This is a genomic window from Streptomyces minutiscleroticus (assembly GCF_014650875.1).
GTDB classification, from domain to species: Bacteria; Actinomycetota; Actinomycetes; order Streptomycetales; family Streptomycetaceae; genus Streptomyces; species Streptomyces minutiscleroticus.
The window spans coordinates 203239-219828 of the sequence record NZ_BMVU01000004.1; the positions used below are offsets into that span (position 1 = coordinate 203239).

Here is a 16590-nt window from a genome sequence, read left to right on the forward strand (position 1 = left end):
CCGGGAAAGGCGTCGGGCCCCCGGGTCCCCGCCGGGCCCCCACCAGCGGGTTCGCCCCGCGACCCGTCCCAGCCGCTCCCGTGCCGCTCCCCTACTGCTCCTCGGGCAGCTCGCCGACGCGGTTCTCCCACTTGGTGGACAGCACGATCGTGGTCCGGGTCCGGGAGACGCCCTTGGTGCCGCTCAGGCGCCGGATCGTCCGCTCCAGGCCGTCCACGTCGCCCGCCCGCACCTTGAGCATGAAGGAGTCGTCGCCGGCGATGAACCAGCAGTCCTCGATCTCGTTCAGCTCCTTCAGGCGCTGGGCCACGTCCTCGTGGTCGGCGGCGTCCGAGAGCGAGATGCCGATCAGGGCCGTGACACCGAGGCCGAGGGAGGCTGCGTCGACCGTGGCGCGGTAGCCGGTGATCACCCCGGCAGCCTCCAGCCGGTTGATGCGGTCGGTGACGCTGGGGCCCGACAGGCCCACGAGGCGGCCCAGCTCGGCGTAGGAGGCCCTGCCGTTCTCGCGCAGGGCCTGGATGAGCTGCCTGTCAACGGCGTCCATAGGTCCGTGGCCTTTCGTTGTTCAGAGGTGCGGCGAGTGTGCGTACGGAGAGAAAGAAAACGAGAGGGGGTGCGGGAGCACGGGGTCGGCTCCTTCAGGAGCGGGCCTCCCCCAGCTCCCCCTTCCAGCGGCGGTACAGGCCGTGCGGCACCCCGGCCGCGTCGAGGACCCGTCCCGCGACGAAGTCCACGAGGTCCTGGATGTGCGTCGCCCCGGCGTAGAACGCGGGCGAGGCCGGCAGCACGACCGCGCCCGCCTCGTCGAGGGCCACCAGCTGCTTCAGCGTCTGCCCGCTCAGCGGCGTCTCGCGCACGGAGACCACCAGCGGGCGGCGCTCCTTGAGCGTCACGCCCGCCGCGCGCTGGAGCAGGTCCTTCGACAGGCCGAGGGCCACCCCGGCCACGCACGCCGTGGAGGCCGGCACGATCAGCATGCCCCTGGCCGGGTACGAGCCGGAGGAGGGGCCGGCGGCCAGGTCGCCGGCGGACCAGTGCCGTACGCGGTCGAGGTCCGCGCCGGAGATGTCGAAGGTGCCGGGCTTGCCGTCCGCGCCCCGGCTCAGCCAGGCCCGCAGGTCCTCCCGCCAGTGCGCGTCCCGGAAGCCGATGCCCGTCTCGTCGAGCAGCGTCAGCCGCGAGGCACGGCTGACCACCAGGTCGACGCTCTCGCCCGCGGCGAGCAGACCGCGCAGCACGGCGGCGGCGTACGGGGTGCCCGACGCGCCGGACACCCCCACGATCCAAGGCCGGCGCTCGTTTCCTCCTGGGTTCACACCCCGAGCCTATCCGCCCACCGCGGCGACGCCCCAGGAGCGTTCGGGCGACGCCCCCTCACGCCCTACGGCCGCGCCCGGGAGGCGATCCGCAAGGTGTCGGTGAGGGAGCGGGTCAGTTCCGTGACCATGTGGCGCAGCTCCTCCGGGCCCGCCTCGTCCGCCAGCCGCCCGACGTGTCCGAGCAGGACGGACGCCATCTCCAGGTGCACGGCGTCCGTCACGTCCGCCCGGCGCGGGACCGGCCCCGGCCGCCCCGGGTCCGTGATCACGTACGCGGTCCTGCCGTCCGGCTCCCGCCAGGGCAGCGGGCGCAGCACCCCGGGCCCGTCGGTCCCCTCCGCGCTCACGCGGCCTCCGTCCCCCGGACCACGTAGAGCTCGCGGGGCAGGTAGGGGCGGGCGAGCCGGGACGCGCTCCCGTCGAGCGGCGCTTCGGGCCCGCGCGCGGGGCGCCGGCAGGCGAGGGGACGGGCGGGCAGGGGCTGTCCGTCCGCCCTGCGGTGCCTGCCCCTCGGCGCGGGCGGCATGAGCCGCGCCAGGGACACCAGTACGCCGAGTGAAGCCAGGTGAAGGGTCACCCAGGGCAGTACGAGAGGGATAAGGTCGGCCATGCGTCAGCTCCTTCGAAGCTGGTGCCGTGCCCCGGGGCGGTTGCAGCCGTCGCCGGGGTCTCTTACGCCCAACGTAGCAGAGGATTTCTACAGGATTCTAGGGTGAACTAGAGATCGATTAGTGTGGCATACCAGGCACACTATGGAACGGTGATGGAGTTCGAACCCGACATCCCGCGCTGGCGGCAGGTGGCCGCCGTGATCCGCGACCGCATCGAGGACGGCACCTACCCGCCCCGCGGACGCGTGCCCTCGGTCCAGCAGATCGTCGAGGAGTTCGGCATCGCCACCGCGACGGCGGCCAAGGTGAACGTGGGCCTGAAGAAGGAAGGTCTGGTCTACACCGAGATCGGCATGGGTTCCTTCGTCTCCCCCGAGGCTCCGGCCCTGATCGCGAAAGCCCGCGCCGGCGAGGCCGACGCGGGCTGAGTCCGGGCGGCCGTACCGCCGCCACCTGCCGATTACGGGGTCAGTCCCCGCACCAGCAGGTCCAGCAGCGCGCACACGAACAGCGCTATGCCGATGAAGCCGTTGACGCTGAAGAAGGCGCGGTTCAGGCGGGACAGGTCGTTCGGGCGGACGATCGAGTGCTCGTAGACGAAGGCGCCCGCGACGATCAGCAGGCCGAGCCAGAAGAACACGCCCGCGTCGGTGGCCAGCGCGAACCAGACGAACAACGCCGTGGTGACGGCGTGGCAGACGCGGGCGCCCCGAATGGCGGCCGGGATGCCGAAGCGGGCCGGGACGGACTTCACGCCGATCTCGCGGTCGGTCTCCACGTCCTGGCAGGCGTAGATCAGGTCGAAGCCGCCGATCCAGACGCCGACCGCGAGGCCGAGGATCACGGCCTCCCAGGACCACTCGCCGGTGATCGCCAGCCAGCCGCCGACCGGGCCCATGGCCTGGGCGAGACCGAGGATGGCCTGCGGGAAGTTCGTGAACCGCTTGCCGTACGGATAGACCACCATCGGTATCACCGCGACGGGGGCCAGGGCCAGGCAGAGCGGGTTGAGCAGCGCGGCGGCGGCCAGGAAGACGACGAGCGCGACGAGCGCGCCGGTCCAGGCGTGCTTCACCGACATCGCGCCGGTGACCAGCTCGCGGTGGGCGGTGCGCGGGTTGCGCGCGTCGATCTCGCGGTCGATGATCCGGTTCGCGGCCATCGCGAAGGTGCGCAGCCCGACCATGGCGACGGTGACGAGCAGCAGCTCCCACCAGTGGATGTTCTTGTCCGCCAGGAACATGGCGGTGAGCGCCGCGATGTACGCGAAGGGCAGCGCGAAGACCGAGTGCTCGATCATGACCAGGCGAAGGAACGCCTTCGTCCGGCCCGGCTGCTGCGGAATGGCGGCGGAGGCGCTGGTCACAGGCCGTACTCCTTCCAACGGCGGTCGACCTTCGCCGCCGTCTCCGGGTCCGACAGCACCATCTCGGGCCAGCCGCCGTCCCGGGTGTAGCCCTCCTCGGGCAGCTTCCTGGTCGCGTCGATGCCCGCCTTTCCACCCCAGAACTGCTGGTAGGAGGCATGGTCGAGATGGTCGACCGGGCCCTCGACGACGGTGAGGTCGCGGGAGTAGTCGGTGTTGCCGAGCGCCCGCCACGCGACCTCGTGCAGGTCGTGGACGTCGCAGTCGGCGTCCACCACCACGATGAGCTTGGTCAGCGACATCATGTGGGCGCCCCAGATCGCGTGCATGACCTTCTGGGCGTGCTTGGGGTACTTCTTGTCGATCGAGACGATCGCGCAGTTGTGGAAGCCGCCGGCCTCGGGGAGGTGGTAGTCCACGATGTCCGGCACGATGATCTTGAGGAGCGGGAGGAAGAAACGCTCCGTCGCGCGGCCCAGCGGGCCGTCCTCCGTCGGCGGGCGGCCGACGACGATCGACTGGAGCAGCGGGCGCTTGCGCATGGTGATGCAGTCGATCTTCAGCGCCGGGAAGGGCTCCTGCGGGGTGTAGAAGCCGGTGTGGTCGCCGAAGGGGCCCTCGGGGAGCATCTCGCCCGGCTCCAGCCACCCCTCGATCACGACCTCGGCGTGCGCCGGGACCTGGAGCGGGACCGTCCTGCAGTCGACCATCTCGATCCGCTTGCCCTGGAGGAACCCGGCGAAGAGGTACTCGTCGATGTCGCCCGGCAGCGGGGCCGTCGCCGCGTACGTCACGGCGGGCGGGCAGCCGAAGGCGATGGCGACGGGCAGCCGCTCGCCGCGCCGGGCCGCCACCTGGTAGTGGTTCCGGCTGTCCTTGTGGATCTGCCAGTGCATGCCGATGGTGCGCTTGTCGTGGCGCTGGAGGCGGTAGAGGCCGAGGTTGCGGATGCCGGTCTCGGGGTCCTTGGTGTGGGTCAGGCCCAGGTTGAAGAAGGAGCCGCCGTCCTGCGGCCAGGTGAACAGGGCCGGGAGCATGTCCAGGTCCACGTCGTCGCCGCGCAGGACGACCTCCTGGACGGGGCCCTCCTTGACCTTCCTCGGCGGGACGTGCGTCATCGCGCCGAGCTTGCCGAACGCCTCGCGCACCCCGACGAACCCGTGCGGCAGCTCGGGCCTGAGCAGTCCGCCGATCTTCTCGGTGATCTCGCCGTAGGACTTCAGGCCGAGGGCCTTGAGCATCCGGCGGTCCGTGCCGAAGACGTTCATCGCCAGCGGCATCGCCGAACCGCGCACGTTCTCGAAGAGCAGCGCCGGTCCGCCCGCCTTCTGGACCCGGTCGACGATCTCCCCGACCTCCAGGTACGGGTCCACCTCGGCCTTGACGCGCTTGAGGTCGCCGTCGCGCTCCAGTGCCCTGAGCAGGGAGCGAAGATCGTCGTAAGCCATGCGTTCCAGTATCGGGCACCCGCTACCCTGGCCCCGTCACCGGGGGCGTCCGCCGCTCCCACACCGCACCCTGGGGGATCGCTCGACCATGCTCAGGCTTCTGCCGTCCCTGCTGGTCCTGGCCTTGTGGATCTACGCCTTCATCGACTGCCTGACCACCCCGGAGAAGGAAGTCCGGCACCTGCCCAAGGTGGTCTGGATCATCATCGTGCTGCTCTTCGGCACCGTGCTGCTCGGTCCGATCGCCTGGCTGGTGGCGGGCAAGGTGCGCAAGGGGCCGCGCGGTGAGGCGACCCTCGTGGAGCGGCACCGCGACCGGGACCGCGGGCCCGTGCGGTACGTCGCCCCCGACGACAACCCCGAGTTCCTGAAGTCGCTCACCGAGGAGAACAGGAACAGGACCGGGGCCGGAGCCGGGGCGAAGCCCGGGGACGGGACCGAGATCGAGGACGAGGTCGAGGACAAGAAGGACGAAACGGTCCTGCGGAACTGGGAGGCCGACCTGCGCCGCCGCGAGGAGGAACTGGAGCGGCGCGAGCGCGAGGGCCGCCGCGAGCAGGGCGGCCCGGAGGACGGCACGCCCTGACGCCCGGGCGGCCGGACCCGGCGCCCGGCCCGCCCTCCGGACCCGCGCCCGGTCCCTCGGGGCCTGCGGGACCGGCGGCGACGGGCGTGCGCCGCACGGCGCGGGGCTACGTCCGCGCCGTGCCCGTCCCCTTCTCCGCGTCCAGCGCGTACACGCAGCGGTCCTTGCTGCACGCGTACACCACGCCGTCCCGGACCACCGGGGCACCGGTGATCTCGCCGCCGGTGGCCAGCTTCCAGCGCAGCCGGCCGTCGTCGGCCTTCAGCGTGTACAGCAGGTGGTCCGTGGAGCCGAAGTGGATGCGGCCCTCGGCGACCGCGGGCGCGCCGACGATGTCGCCGCCCGCCTGGAAGCGCCACTTCGGCGTGCCGGTGACGGCGTCCAGGGTGTAGAGGCCCTTGCCGCTGCCGACGTGGACGTGGCCCGCGGAGACCAGGACCGGTTCGACCGAGGCGCGGGACTCGGTGGCGATGCGCCAGCGGTCGCGGCCGTCGGTGGCGTCCAGCGCGTACACCGTGCCGAGGTAGTCGGCGAGGTACACGCCGCCGCCCGTCACGGCGGGGCCCGGCACGTACGTGGGCGGGCACAGGAAGACGGCGGGCGCCTCGAAGTGCCAGCGGACGCGCCCGCTCGCCACGTCGACGGCGATCACCCGGGTGCCGGCGGACACGTACACGTAGCCGTCGTCGGCCGGGGCGACCCGCAGCGGCACGCCGCCGCAGGAGGCCGCGTCGCCGATCGGGTACGACCAGCGCTCGTCGCCCGTGCGCGCGTCCAGGGCGCGCAGCCGGGCGTCCTGCCACACGTACACGGTCCCGTCGTGCAGGGCCGGGCCCGCCTCGGGCGTCTCGAAGTCGGTCTGCGCGCCGGTGACCTCCCAGAGCTTGCGGCCGTTGGCGGCCTCCCAGGCCTGGACGCCGCCGCCGCGGGTACCGGTGACGACGGTGCCGCGCTCGGCCTTGAGCGAGTACACCCACGCGTCGGCCGGCAGCCGCCACAGGTCGGTGCCCTCGCGGGCGTCCAGCGCGAACAGGGTCGGGCCGTCGGAGGCGTGGATGCGGCCGTCGGCGACGTCCATCGACCAGGCGACGTCGCGCGTCTTGAAGCGGCGCCGGCCCGTGGCCACGTCCAGGGCGTGCACCTCGAAGGAGGTGACGTAGACGAGGTCGCCGTCGACGGCGGGCGTCCCCCAGACGTCGTTCGACATGCGGAAGCGCCAGGGCCGCCAGGCGGAGGGGGCCTCCGGGGCGGCCTGCGGGGCCGGGACCGCGGCGTCGGCGCCGTTCACGCCGGGGCGCGGCCGGGTCCAGGAGGCGGCGAGCCCGGCCTCGGGAGGGGGCGCCTTCACGGCGGCGGCGCGGGCGTCGGCCACGCGCGGGCCCGGTCCGATCGGCACCGGCGCCCCGGCGAGCCGCACCGGTCCGGTGTCCGGCAGGACCGCGGACCGGCCGCCGCCCACGGCGGACGGCACCGGCACGGGCGGCGCGGAGGGCGGGGGCGGCACCGGCGGATCGTACGGCGGCGGGGGCGGGACGGCGGGGCCGCCCCCGCCGCTGTTGCCGGGGCGCGGGCCGGGGGCGGCGGACGGCGGCACGGTCGTACGGCCGCCGCGGCGCGACTCGATGAGGCCGACGGCCCGCTCGGGCAGCCAGGCCGACGCGGTGCCGCTGTCGTCCGAGCCCGAGCCGAAGAGGTGCGGGGCGAGCTGGGCCTGGAGGTCGGCCGGGTTGGGGCGGGCCGTGGGGTCCATCTGCATGCAGGACTCGATCAGCGGCCGCAGCTCGTCGGGCAGGCCCTCCAGGTCCGGGCCCTCGCGCAGCAGCATGAAGACGGTCTCGACGGGGTTGGCCCCGTGGAAGGGCGCGTGCCCGGTGGCGGCGAACACGAGCATCGAGCCGAGCGAGAAGACGTCGCTCGCGCCGGTCACGCTGCGGGAGTCCTTGGCCTGCTCGGGCGACATGTACGCGGGCGTGCCCACGGCGACGTTGGTCATGGTCAGCCGCGTGTTGGAGACGCCGGAGGCGATGCCGAAGTCGATGACGCGCGGGCCGTCCTCGACGACCAGCACGTTGGACGGCTTCAGGTCGCGGTGCACGAGCCCGGCGCCGTGGATGGACTGCAGCGCCTCGGCCACGCCCGCCGCCAGCCAGCGCACCGCCTGCGCGGGCAGCGGACCGCACTCGGTCACTATCTCCTCGAGGGAGGGCGCCGGGACGTACGCGGTGGCCAGCCAGGGCACGGCGGCGCGCGGGTCGGCGTCGACCACGGCGGCGGTGTAGAAGCCGGAGACGGCGCGGGCCGCCTCGACCTCCCGCGTGAAGCGGACCCGGAACAGCTGGTCCTCGGCGAGCTCGGTCCTGACGGTCTTGATCGCCACGCGCCGGCCCGACGCCGAGCGCGCCAGATAGACCAGCCCCATGCCGCCGGCACCGAGCCTGCCCAGTACCTCGAACGGTCCGATCCGCCGCGGATCGTGCTGCGTCAGCTGATCCACCACTTGCCTGCCACCTCCCCGTACGCGGCTGCGCTTCCAGCCACTGCGCAGCGTCTCACCCTCACGCCGCTACGGCGGCACGCACCCCGATTCTTCCTGGACCGGGCACCGGTTGCGAACTCGGGAACGGACCGGGGTGTCCGGTACATTTCCGGGCATTTACCCCATCGCTCGGCGTTCCCGCACCGCGGAGGACGCCCTGCCGCCCCGGCGTTCCCGGCACTCCCCGGTGTTCCTCAGCGTTCCAGCACCGCGAAGGACGCCCCTTGATTGTCGGTGACGACGGCCACCCGTCCGTACGCGGTGTCAAGGAGAGGCGACTGGATCCGGCCACCGAGCGAGGTCACCGCGCGGAGCGTCTCGTCGAGGGCGTCAACCTGGAAGTGCACCAGGAAGTGGGGCGGCATCTCGGCGGGGAAGACCGCCCGGAGGGGGCTGCGGCCTACGTCCCCGTCCTCCGCGCCGCCGGGGCCGCCGAGCAGTGCGCCGTAGAAGGGGGCGACGGTCCCGGGGTCACGCGAGTAGACCTCGGCCCGGCAGAAGGAGCCCGGCGCGTGCCGCAGTCCGAAACCCCGGTGCGCGCCGGGCTGCCAGAGCGCGAAGACGGCTCCCTCGGGGTCGGCGGCGAGCGCGGTCGTGCCGAGGCCGTCCACCTGTACGGGGTCGGTGATCACCTGTCCGCCCAGCTCACGGATGCGGCGGGCGGTCCCGGCGGCGTCGGCGCAGGCCAGGTAGACCGTCCAGGCGGTGGGCATGCGCCCGTCGCCCTTGGGCGCGAGGGCGGCGACGAGCTTTCCGCCGAGGTGGGCCGGCGTATAGGCGGCGGGGCCGGGGTCGGCCCCGGCGCCGGACCCGGACTCGGAACCGGACCCCGGCCCGTCGAAGGTCCATCCGAAGAGCCGCCCGTAGAAGCGCTTGCCCGCCTCGACGTCGGGGAGCTGGACGTCGGTCCAGCAGGGGACGCCCTCGGTGGGACCGTCGGGAACGGCGGGGCCGCCGGAGACGGTGGGACCGGCGTGACCGGCGGGATCGGCAGATTCGGCCATGCCGTCAAGCTAACGTCCCGCGATCCGTGGCGCGCGTTGTGCGCCCGCACCCCATTTGCAGTCGGCCGAATAGCGCCCAGATCACCCGTCGGTAAGCTGACGGCATGACAGGACAGGTGCGTACCGTCGACGGCCGCGTGGCCGGTCGACGAGGGCAGGAGACCCGGCAGAAGTTGCTGGACTGCCTCAGCGAGATGCTCGGTTCCTCACCCTACAGGGACGTCAAGGTCATCGATGTCGCCCGTAAGGCGGGGACGTCGCCGGCGACCTTCTACCAGTACTTCCCGGACGTGGAGGGCGCCGTCCTGGAGCTCGCGGACCGCATGGCGGCCGAGGGCGCGGAGCTGGGCCGGCTGCTGGAGGGGCGGTCCTGGACCGGCCGGGCCGGCTGGCAGACCGCGCAGGAACTGGTCGACGGCTTCCTCGACTTCTGGCGCCGCAACGACGCGATCCTGCGCGTGGTCGACCTGGGCGCCGCCGAGGGCGACAAGCGGTTCGCGAAGATCCGTCTGAAGATCCTGAACCACGTGCACCGCCCGCTCGCCGAGACCGTCAACCAGCTGCAGTCCAAGGGCAAGGTGGACAAGGACGTCAACTCCGCGGCGCTGGCGGGCTCCCTCGTGACGATGCTCGCCTCGGCGGCCTCGCACCAGAAGGGCTACCAGTCCTGGGGCGTCAAGCAGGGGGAGGTCAGGCCGAGCCTGGCACTGCTGGTGCACCTGGGCGTGACCGGCAAGAAGCCGACGAAGTAGTCCGCGCGACGGCGGTACGGCGACGGCGAATTGGCGGCGAATCCGCACCGGCCGGAAACCGGAGGACCCGGGGGAACGGGGAGCCGGAAGCCGGAGAGCCGGGACGCGGGACTCAGGACATGGAACGACAAGGAACGGAACGAGAGGCACCACGGCCATAGGGAGCAGTAGAGGGCGCGGCGCGCGCCCGCCCGCGAGGCACACGACCTGTCCGTCAGGCGGCAGTTCACTCAGGTGGACGGCCGCCTGACTTTTTTTGTGCCGGGAGGCGGGCACGACCGTGCGGCGGTGCGGCGGCCGGGCACGGCGGGCGAGCCATGACGCTGCGGCAGGCGGGCCGCGGCGGGGCAGCGCTGCGGCAGGCGGGGCGGAGGCACGGCGGGCGGGTGATACTCGCCCCATGCCGACGGATCTTCACGAGCTGCTGCGCTCGCTGCGCGTCTGGGACACCGACCTGCCGGACTTCGACCCGGACGACACCCCCGGCGAGCCGCTGCCGCTCTTCGCCGCGTGGCTGGCGCGGGCCGCGGCGGCGGGCCAGACCGAGCCGCACACCATGTCGCTGGCGACGGCGGGCGCCGACGGCCTGCCCGACGTGCGGACGGTGATGCTGCACGGCGCCGACGAGCGCGGCTGGTCGTTCGCGACGCACACCACCAGCAGGAAGGGCCGCCAGCTGGCCGACCGCCCGTACGCGGCCCTCGGTTTCTACTGGCCGGCGCAGGGACGCCAGGTGCGGGTGCGCGGACCGGTCGGGAAGGCTCCGGCGGAGGAGGGCCGGGCGGATCTGGCGGTCCGTTCGACCGGCGCCCTGGCGGCCGCGCTGACCGGCCGGCAGAGCGAGGAGCTCGGTTCGGCGGCGGAGCTGGCGCGGGCCTCGGAGGCCGCGTGGGAGCGGGCGCGGCGCGAGCCCGACGCGCCCGTGCCGTCCTGGACGCTGTACCACCTGCGGCCGGACGAGGTGGAGTTCTTCCAGGGCGACGCCCGCCGCCGCCACGTGCGCCTCGTCTACCTGCGGGACGGCGGCACGTGGCGCAAGCGGCTGCTGTGGCCGTGAGCCGCCGCGGTCCCGGGCGCCGGCGCCGGGTCGGATGCCCTCACGCCGTGGCCGGCGGGTCCGGCAGGACCAGCTCCGGCTCCGGGTCCGTCGCGAGCCGGGCGTGCAGGTGGACGTCGCGGAAGGCCTCGAACGTGCCCTCCTCGGGCATCGCGTCCCGCAGCGTGCCCTCGTAGGGGAAGCCGCAGCGCTCGGCTGTGCGGCACGAGGCCTCGTGGCCGAGCGCGTGCCCCAGTTCCAGGCGGTGCAGGCCGAGTTCCCCGAACGCCCAGCGGGCCGCGAGGGCGAGGGCCCGGGTGGCGACCTGCCGGCCGCGCGCCTCGGGCAGCACCCAGTAGCCGACCCGGGCGACCCGCATGACGTGGTCGATCTCGTTGATGCCGATCTGCCCGAGCACGGTGCCGGTGCCGGCGTCCGTGACGCAGAAGGTGACGGTGGTGCCGGCCGCGGCCGCCTCGGCCTTGGAGCGCAGTGACGCGCGGGCCGTCACCGCGTCCTCGACCTTCTTGAGCGGGGTGTTCCAGCGCAGGAAGTCGGGGTCGGTCAGCCCGCGCCGCCAGGCGTCGACGTCCGTCTCGTCCTCCGGGTCCCAGGCCCGCAGGCGCAGGCCGTGCCCGTGCGGCCCGGCGGGGTACGGGAGGGTGGCGGAGGAAGCGTGCGCATCGGTCATCCGGCCATTGAACAACGCCGGTTCGAGGACACGGACGGCACCCTCCCGGACCCGCGTCCACCCTTCTCCGTCACGCGTGATCAATTCGCAACCGAACCCGGTCTTGACCGATACCCATCAAGGGAGGGGGTGAATACGCTCGCTCACATGGCCGACTCCCCTTCCCCCGCGCCGCACCGCGTGCCGCTCCAGCAGGACCGCCCCGTGTACGTCGTCGGGGGCGGCCCCGGCGGCCTCGCCGTGGCGCACGCCCTGCGCGCCCGCGGGGTGCGGGCCGTCGTACTGGAGAGGTCCGCGCAGGTCGGGGCCTCCTGGCGGAACCACTACGCCCGGCTGCGGCTGCACACCACGCGCCGCCTCTCCGCACTGCCCGGCCTGCCGATGCCGCGCTCCTTCGGGCGCTGGGTCGCCCGCGACGACGTGGTGCGCTACCTGGAGAAGTACGCCGAGCACCACCAGCTGGAGATCGTGACCGGCGTCGAGGTCTCCCGCGTCGAGCGCACCGACGACGGCGGCTGGCTGCTGCACGCCTCCGGCGGCCGCGAGCTCACCGGCAGCGCGGTGGTCGTCGCGACCGGCCGCAACCACACGCCCTTCCTGCCGGACTGGCCCGGCCGCGACACCTACACCGGCGAGCTGCTGCACGCCTCCGCGTACCGCGACGCCGCCCCCTACGCCGGCCGCGACGTCCTCGTCGTCGGCGTCGGCAACACCGGCACCGAGATCGCCCTCGACCTGGCCGAGGGCGGGGCCGCGCGGGTACGCCTCGCCGTGCGCACGCCCCCGCACATCGTGCGCCGCTCCACGCTCGGCTGGGCGGCCCAGTACTCGGCCGTCCTCGTCCGCCGGCTGCCGGTCTTCGTGGTGGACCGGCTCGCCCGGCTGGTGTGCCGGATCAGCGTCCCCGACCTGACCGCCCACGGGCTGCCGCGTCCGGCGGCCGGCCTGTACTCGCGCGTCCGGCAGGGCGCGATCCCGGTGCAGGACACGGGCTTCGTGAAGGCCGTGCGCAAGGGCCGGATCGAGGTCGTCGGCGCGGTCGAGGGCTTCGAGGACGACAAGGTGGTCCTCGCGGGCGGCGAGCGCATCGCCCCCGAGGCCGTCGTCGCGGCGACCGGCTACCGCCGCGGTCTGGAGGGCCTCATCGGCCACCTCGGCGTCCTGGACGGCCGGGGCCGCCCCGTGGTCCGCGGCGCGCGCACCCCGAGGACGGCGCCCGGCCTGTGGTTCACCGGTTTCACCGACCCCATCAGCGGCATGCTCCGCGAACTGGGCCGCGACGCCGAGAAGATAGCCCGGGCGGTCGCGCGCGACGCGAGACGCCGCGCGCGCAGGGCCCACTGACGGAAGACCCCGCGCCGCCCACCGGGAGGGGCGGGGAGGGCGGCGGTCAGCGCCTCCGCAGGATGCGCAGGTCCCCCGCGTCCGGGTCCCCGAAGAGGACGAACAGCTCGGGCTCGGCCTCGGTGCCGCCGACGGTCCAGTACGTCTCCTCGCCGCAGCCCGCGACGCGGACGACCACGCCGTCCCGCTCCTCCGGTCCCTCGTCGAGGTACGGGTCGTGGCGGCCCTCGGTGTCCAGGAGCCACGTGCCGGCGCCCTCGCACACCGTGAAGTCCCGGGTCCACGCGTCGGTCGGGTCGTCGTCGGCCTCCGGCTCGGCGGGCACGCGGGTCAGCTCGGCCCGGCCGCCGGGGCGCAGCCGCAGCACGGCGCCCTCCTCGCCCCGCCAGTCCCCGGTGAGCTGTTCGGTGGACGGCTCCGGCGGCTCGTACTCCTCCAGGAGCCCGGTCCCGTAGGCCGCCGCCGTACCGAGGAGGATCGCCACGCAGAGGCCGCCCGAGCCGAGGGCCGTCCACCACCAGACGCCCCACACGCCGGGGACCCGGTCCGACCTCCGTGCCCGCACGCGGGCGCGCGCCGCGCCCAGGGCGGGCAGCAGGCCGAGCCCGGCGAAGATCAGCGCGAGGAAGGGGTACGCCTCGGCGCGGAACGCGAACGCGGCCGGAACCGCCCAGACCGCCCCGACCAGCGCGGAGCACCCCAGGTACCAGGCCCACTCCGGGCCGCGGCCCGCCCGCCGGAGGGCGTACCGGGCCAGCAGGGCGGCGGGCGCCGTCTGCACGGTCGCCTGGAACAGCCCCCAGGCCATGAGCAGCGGCGGGGCGACGATGATCATGCAGGCCACACCGAACCCGATGGCACCACCGCCGTACGAGTCGTCGCCGAAAGTCGTCACCCAATGGAGAACGCCCGCCACCGGGAGCTGCGCCGCGGCCAGGGCCGCGGCCGCGTTGGTCTCCCGGCCGGGCCACGGCGCCCCCTTGTCCGTGCCCGTACCCGCGCGCCCGCGCGCCCCGCTCCCCCGGTCCATGGAGGTGAAGATACGCGCGGCTTACGTGGACATGGCGGGTGGGGCGCCCGGACGGACCGGGCGCCCGGGGCCGGGGCGGCGCCCCGCTCAGGCGACCGCCGCCGCTCCCCCGGCCGGCGTGGCCCCGCGCCGGATCACCAGTGCCATCAGCGCCGCCGCCGCGCACAGGGCGCCCGAGGCGTACCAGACCACGTCGTACGAGCCGAACGCGTCCCGGGCGACGCCGCCGAGGAAGGCGACGAGGGCCGCGCCCACCTGGTGGGAGGCCAGGACCCAGCCGAAGACGATGGCGCTGTCGTCGCCGTACCGCTCACGGCACAGGGCGAGCGTCGGGGGCACCGTGGCGACCCAGTCCAGGCCGTAGAAGACGATGAAGAAGAGCATCGGGAGGTGGACCGAGGGCGCCAGCAGGAGCGGGAGGAAGAGGAGGGACACCCCGCGCAGGGCGTAGTAGACCGCGAGCAGGCGGCGCGGCTCGAAGCGGTCGGTGAACCAGCCCGAGGCGATCGTGCCGACGACGTCGAAGACGCCGATCACAGCGAGCAGCGAGGCGGCCGCCGTGACGGGCATCCCGTGGTCGTGCGCGGCGGGCACGAAGTGCGTCTGGACCAGGCCGTTCGTGGACGCGCCGCAGATCGCGAAGGTGCCGGCCAGCAGCCAGAAGGGGCCGGTGCGGGCCGCCGAGAACAGGACGGTGACCGCCCGCCTCGCGGCGCCGGGGACGGGCTCGGGCCTCGGCACGAACTCCTTCGCTCCGTACGGTCGCAGACCCACGTCGGCCGGGTGGTCCCGCAGCAGCAGCCAGACGAAGGGGACGACCGCGAGGGCCGCGAGCGCGACCGTCACCGCGGCCGGGCGCCAGTCGTGCTCCGAGACGATCCAGGACAGGAGGGGCAGGAAGATCAGCTGTCCGGAGGCGGACGCGGCGGTGAGGATGCCCGTCACCAGGCCGCGCCGCTCGGTGAACCAGCGATTGGTGACGGTCGCCGCGAAGGCGAGCGCCATCGAGCCGGAGCCGAGGCCCACCAGCAGCCCCCAGCACAGCAGCAGTTGCCAGGCCGCCGTCATCCACACCGTGGCGCCGGAGCCGAGCGCGATCACCGCCAGGGCGACGGCGACCACGCGGCGGATGCCGAAGCGGTCCATCAGCGCGGCGGCGAACGGCGCCGTCAGGCCGTACAGCGCGAGGTTGACCGAGACCGCCGCGCCGATCGTGCCGCGCGACCAGTCGAACTCCTCGTGCAGCGGGTCGATGAGCAGGCCGGGAAGCGAGCGGAAGGCGGCGGCACCGATGATCGTCACGAAGGTGACGGCGGCGACGAACCACGCGCGGTGCACGCGCGGCCCGCGGACCCGGCGCGGCCCGGGCCCCTGGACGGTGGTGGCGGCGGTATCGGTTGTCTGCGTCACGTCATAGAGCTTCTTTCACGGGATCACCGCGAACGAGTGGCCCGAAGGACAGCCTTCGCTAGGATCGGGCCATGGCTTCCAGCGCCGCACGCCCCACGAGCCCCGACCGCCCCGCGGAGTCCGCGGAGTCCGCGCACCCTGCGGACCCCGAGGGCTCCGCGCCGCGTCCGCACCGGGTGGTCGTCCTCGCCCTCGACGGCCTGCTCCCCTTCGAACTCGGCATCCCGCAGCGCATCTTCGGTCGCGCCAGGACCCCGGACGGCCACCCCCTGTACGAGGTCGTGACCTGCTCGGTGCGGCCGCCGGGCCCGGTGGACACGGACGCCGACTTCGCCGTCCTCGTCGCGCACGGCCCGGAGGCGCTGGCCGAGGCGGACACGGTCGTCGTCCCCGCCTCGTACGAGCTCGGGCCGGTCCACGAGGAGGGCGTGCTGACCGAGGAGCTGGCGGCCGCCCTCGCCCGCGTCCGCCCCGGCACCCGTCTCGTCTCCATCTGCACCGGCAGCTACGTCCTGGCCGCCGCCGGCCACCTGGACGGCCGCCCGGCGACCACGCACTGGGCCTCGGCCGGGCACTTCCAGCGGCTCTTCCCGAAGGTCAGGGTCGACGCGGACGTGCTCTTCGTCGACGACGGCGACGTGCTGACCTCCGCCGGCGTCGCCGCCGGCATCGACCTGTGCCTCCACATCGTCCGCCGCGACCACGGCACCGCCGTCGCCAACGAGGTCGCCCGCCGCACGGTCGTGCCCCCGCACCGCGACGGCGGCCAGGCGCAGTTCATCGAGCGGCCGGTGCCCGAGCCGCAGCTCGCCACCACGACCGCCGCCCGCGCCTGGGCGCTCGGCCGGCTGCACGAGCCGATCCAGCTGCGCGACATGGCCGCGCAGGAGTCCATGTCGGTCCGCACCTTCACCCGCCGCTTCCGCCAGGAGGTGGGCGTCAGCCCCGGCCAGTGGCTCACGCTGCAGCGCGTGGAACGCGCCCGCCACCTCCTGGAGTCCACCGGCCTGTCGATCGACCAGGTGGCCCGCGACTGCGGTTTCGGCACCGCCCAGTCGATGCGCCAGCACCTGCAGGCCACCCTGGGCGTCACCCCCACCGCCTACCGCCGCACCTTCCGCACGGCCAACGTCTCCGCCGGCCCCTCCGCCAACGCCGCTGCCGGCACCTTCGCCTGACGCGCCGTCAGCTCGCGTGAGGCGTCGCTCGTCCCACGCGCCGAGGGCGGTCAGGGTCACGCCGGTCTCGGCGTGCGCGCCGACGGCCGCGGCCGCCCAGCACGGCACTCGCCCCGAGAAGGCGTCGCGGCGGCTCGTGGGGACGGCGTCGGGCGACGGCACCGACACGGCCCGGAGATCCTCCACCGCCGTCCACAGCCTGTGGACGAAGGCGTCCCGCGGACGGAGAAAGCGACCCGAAGAAGGACCGGCCCGGAGGAGGGCCGGAAGAAGGGG

The 16590-nt window shown here is 74.1% G+C and carries 17 protein-coding genes; 6 read left to right on the top strand and 11 right to left on the bottom strand.

What is annotated here, in order from left to right; all coding sequences use genetic code 11:
- Positions 1 to 91 precede the first annotated feature (91 nt).
- The 4 genes from IE271_RS08085 to IE271_RS08100 form a co-directional block, all read right to left on the bottom strand.
- Positions 92 to 547 carry an Lrp/AsnC family transcriptional regulator gene (locus IE271_RS08085; protein ID WP_190189495.1) on the bottom strand — a complete coding sequence of 152 codons (456 nt, stop codon included), beginning with the start codon at positions 545 to 547 and terminating at the stop codon, positions 92 to 94.
- Between the two features lie 94 nt (positions 548 to 641).
- Entirely contained in the window at positions 642 to 1319 is a 678-nt protein-coding gene (locus tag IE271_RS08090; protein WP_190189496.1) for a UbiX family flavin prenyltransferase, read from the bottom strand.
- Between the two features lie 65 nt (positions 1320 to 1384).
- Complete coding sequence (locus IE271_RS08095) at positions 1385 to 1669, bottom strand: hypothetical protein (RefSeq protein WP_190189497.1); 285 nt, start codon at positions 1667 to 1669, stop codon at positions 1385 to 1387.
- Positions 1666 to 1932: a hypothetical protein gene (locus tag IE271_RS08100; protein WP_190189498.1), complete on the bottom strand. Its 267-nt coding sequence runs from the start codon at positions 1930 to 1932 to the stop codon at positions 1666 to 1668. The genes IE271_RS08095 and IE271_RS08100 overlap by 4 nt, the downstream gene beginning before the upstream one ends.
- A 153-nt stretch (positions 1933 to 2085) precedes the next feature.
- Here IE271_RS08100 and IE271_RS08105 point away from each other — a divergent pair, with 153 nt between their 5' ends.
- A complete protein-coding gene (locus IE271_RS08105; protein WP_190189499.1) occupies positions 2086 to 2361 on the top strand; it encodes a GntR family transcriptional regulator in 276 nt (91 codons plus the stop codon).
- A gap of 32 nt (positions 2362 to 2393) precedes the next feature.
- On the opposite strand, the gene mqnP is transcribed toward IE271_RS08105, so the two are convergent.
- Positions 2394 to 3299 carry a menaquinone biosynthesis prenyltransferase MqnP gene (mqnP, locus tag IE271_RS08110; protein WP_190189500.1) on the bottom strand — a complete coding sequence of 302 codons (906 nt, stop codon included), beginning with the start codon at positions 3297 to 3299 and terminating at the stop codon, positions 2394 to 2396.
- A complete protein-coding gene (locus IE271_RS08115) occupies positions 3296 to 4747 on the bottom strand; it encodes a menaquinone biosynthesis decarboxylase (protein ID WP_190189501.1) in 1452 nt (483 codons plus the stop codon). The genes mqnP and IE271_RS08115 overlap by 4 nt, the downstream gene beginning before the upstream one ends.
- 88 nt (positions 4748 to 4835) lie before the next feature.
- Here IE271_RS08115 and IE271_RS08120 point away from each other — a divergent pair, with 88 nt between their 5' ends.
- A complete protein-coding gene (locus IE271_RS08120; protein ID WP_190189502.1) occupies positions 4836 to 5333 on the top strand; it encodes a PLD nuclease N-terminal domain-containing protein in 498 nt (165 codons plus the stop codon).
- A 106-nt stretch (positions 5334 to 5439) separates the two neighbouring features.
- On the opposite strand, the gene afsK is transcribed toward IE271_RS08120, so the two are convergent.
- Together afsK and kbpA are read right to left on the bottom strand one after the other, a co-directional pair.
- Positions 5440 to 7830, bottom strand: a complete 2391-nt coding sequence (gene afsK, locus IE271_RS08125; RefSeq protein WP_190189503.1) for a protein serine/threonine kinase AfsK — start codon at positions 7828 to 7830, stop codon at positions 5440 to 5442.
- Positions 7831 to 8063: 233 nt separating this feature from the next.
- Positions 8064 to 8873, bottom strand: coding sequence for an AfsK-binding protein KbpA (gene kbpA, locus IE271_RS08130; RefSeq protein ID WP_190189504.1), 810 nt, complete (start codon positions 8871 to 8873; stop codon positions 8064 to 8066).
- Positions 8874 to 8989: 116 nt separating this feature from the next.
- Between kbpA and IE271_RS08135 the strand changes: the two genes are divergently transcribed.
- Positions 8990 to 9625, top strand: coding sequence for a TetR family transcriptional regulator (locus IE271_RS08135; protein WP_190189613.1), 636 nt, complete (start codon positions 8990 to 8992; stop codon positions 9623 to 9625).
- Between the two features lie 400 nt (positions 9626 to 10025).
- On the top strand, positions 10026 to 10682 hold the full coding sequence (locus tag IE271_RS08140) for a pyridoxine/pyridoxamine 5'-phosphate oxidase (protein ID WP_190189505.1): 657 nt from the start codon (positions 10026 to 10028) through the stop codon (positions 10680 to 10682).
- Positions 10683 to 10722: 40 nt separating this feature from the next.
- Here the strand turns inward: IE271_RS08140 and IE271_RS08145 are convergent, their stop codons facing one another.
- Positions 10723 to 11352, bottom strand: coding sequence for a GNAT family N-acetyltransferase (locus IE271_RS08145; RefSeq protein ID WP_190189506.1), 630 nt, complete (start codon positions 11350 to 11352; stop codon positions 10723 to 10725).
- Between the two features lie 147 nt (positions 11353 to 11499).
- Here IE271_RS08145 and IE271_RS08150 point away from each other — a divergent pair, with 147 nt between their 5' ends.
- Positions 11500 to 12696 (top strand): flavin-containing monooxygenase, encoded by a 1197-nt coding sequence (locus IE271_RS08150; protein ID WP_190189507.1) that lies wholly within the window; start codon positions 11500 to 11502, stop codon positions 12694 to 12696.
- A gap of 46 nt (positions 12697 to 12742) precedes the next feature.
- On the opposite strand, the gene IE271_RS08155 is transcribed toward IE271_RS08150, so the two are convergent.
- Together IE271_RS08155 and IE271_RS08160 are read right to left on the bottom strand one after the other, a co-directional pair.
- Positions 12743 to 13726: a hypothetical protein gene (locus IE271_RS08155; RefSeq protein WP_229919191.1), complete on the bottom strand. Its 984-nt coding sequence runs from the start codon at positions 13724 to 13726 to the stop codon at positions 12743 to 12745.
- 87 nt (positions 13727 to 13813) lie between these two features.
- On the bottom strand, positions 13814 to 15136 hold the full coding sequence (locus tag IE271_RS08160; RefSeq protein WP_190189508.1) for an MFS transporter: 1323 nt from the start codon (positions 15134 to 15136) through the stop codon (positions 13814 to 13816).
- 71 nt (positions 15137 to 15207) lie between these two features.
- Here IE271_RS08160 and IE271_RS08165 point away from each other — a divergent pair, with 71 nt between their 5' ends.
- Positions 15208 to 16314: a GlxA family transcriptional regulator gene (locus IE271_RS08165; RefSeq protein ID WP_190189509.1), complete on the top strand. Its 1107-nt coding sequence runs from the start codon at positions 15208 to 15210 to the stop codon at positions 16312 to 16314.
- The last annotated feature ends 276 nt before the right edge of the window (positions 16315 to 16590 follow it).

Excerpts from the sequence above, each read along its gene's own strand:
- IE271_RS08105 (WP_190189499.1), top strand. The coding sequence starts at position 2,086 with ATGGAGTTCGAACCCGACATCCCGCGCTGGCGGCAGGTGGCCGCCGTG.
- IE271_RS08115 (WP_190189501.1), bottom strand. The coding sequence starts at position 4,747 with ATGGCTTACGACGATCTTCGCTCCCTGCTCAGGGCACTGGAGCGCGAC.
- IE271_RS08140 (WP_190189505.1), top strand. The coding sequence starts at position 10,026 with ATGCCGACGGATCTTCACGAGCTGCTGCGCTCGCTGCGCGTCTGGGAC.
- IE271_RS08155 (WP_229919191.1), bottom strand. The coding sequence starts at position 13,726 with ATGGACCGGGGGAGCGGGGCGCGCGGGCGCGCGGGTACGGGCACGGAC.
- IE271_RS08120 (WP_190189502.1), top strand. The coding sequence starts at position 4,836 with ATGCTCAGGCTTCTGCCGTCCCTGCTGGTCCTGGCCTTGTGGATCTAC.
- IE271_RS08145 (WP_190189506.1), bottom strand. The coding sequence starts at position 11,352 with ATGACCGATGCGCACGCTTCCTCCGCCACCCTCCCGTACCCCGCCGGG.
- IE271_RS08100 (WP_190189498.1), bottom strand. The coding sequence starts at position 1,932 with ATGGCCGACCTTATCCCTCTCGTACTGCCCTGGGTGACCCTTCACCTG.
- IE271_RS08085 (WP_190189495.1), bottom strand. The coding sequence starts at position 547 with ATGGACGCCGTTGACAGGCAGCTCATCCAGGCCCTGCGCGAGAACGGC.
- kbpA (WP_190189504.1), bottom strand. The coding sequence starts at position 8,873 with ATGGCCGAATCTGCCGATCCCGCCGGTCACGCCGGTCCCACCGTCTCC.
- IE271_RS08150 (WP_190189507.1), top strand. The coding sequence starts at position 11,500 with ATGGCCGACTCCCCTTCCCCCGCGCCGCACCGCGTGCCGCTCCAGCAG.
- IE271_RS08165 (WP_190189509.1), top strand. The coding sequence starts at position 15,208 with ATGGCTTCCAGCGCCGCACGCCCCACGAGCCCCGACCGCCCCGCGGAG.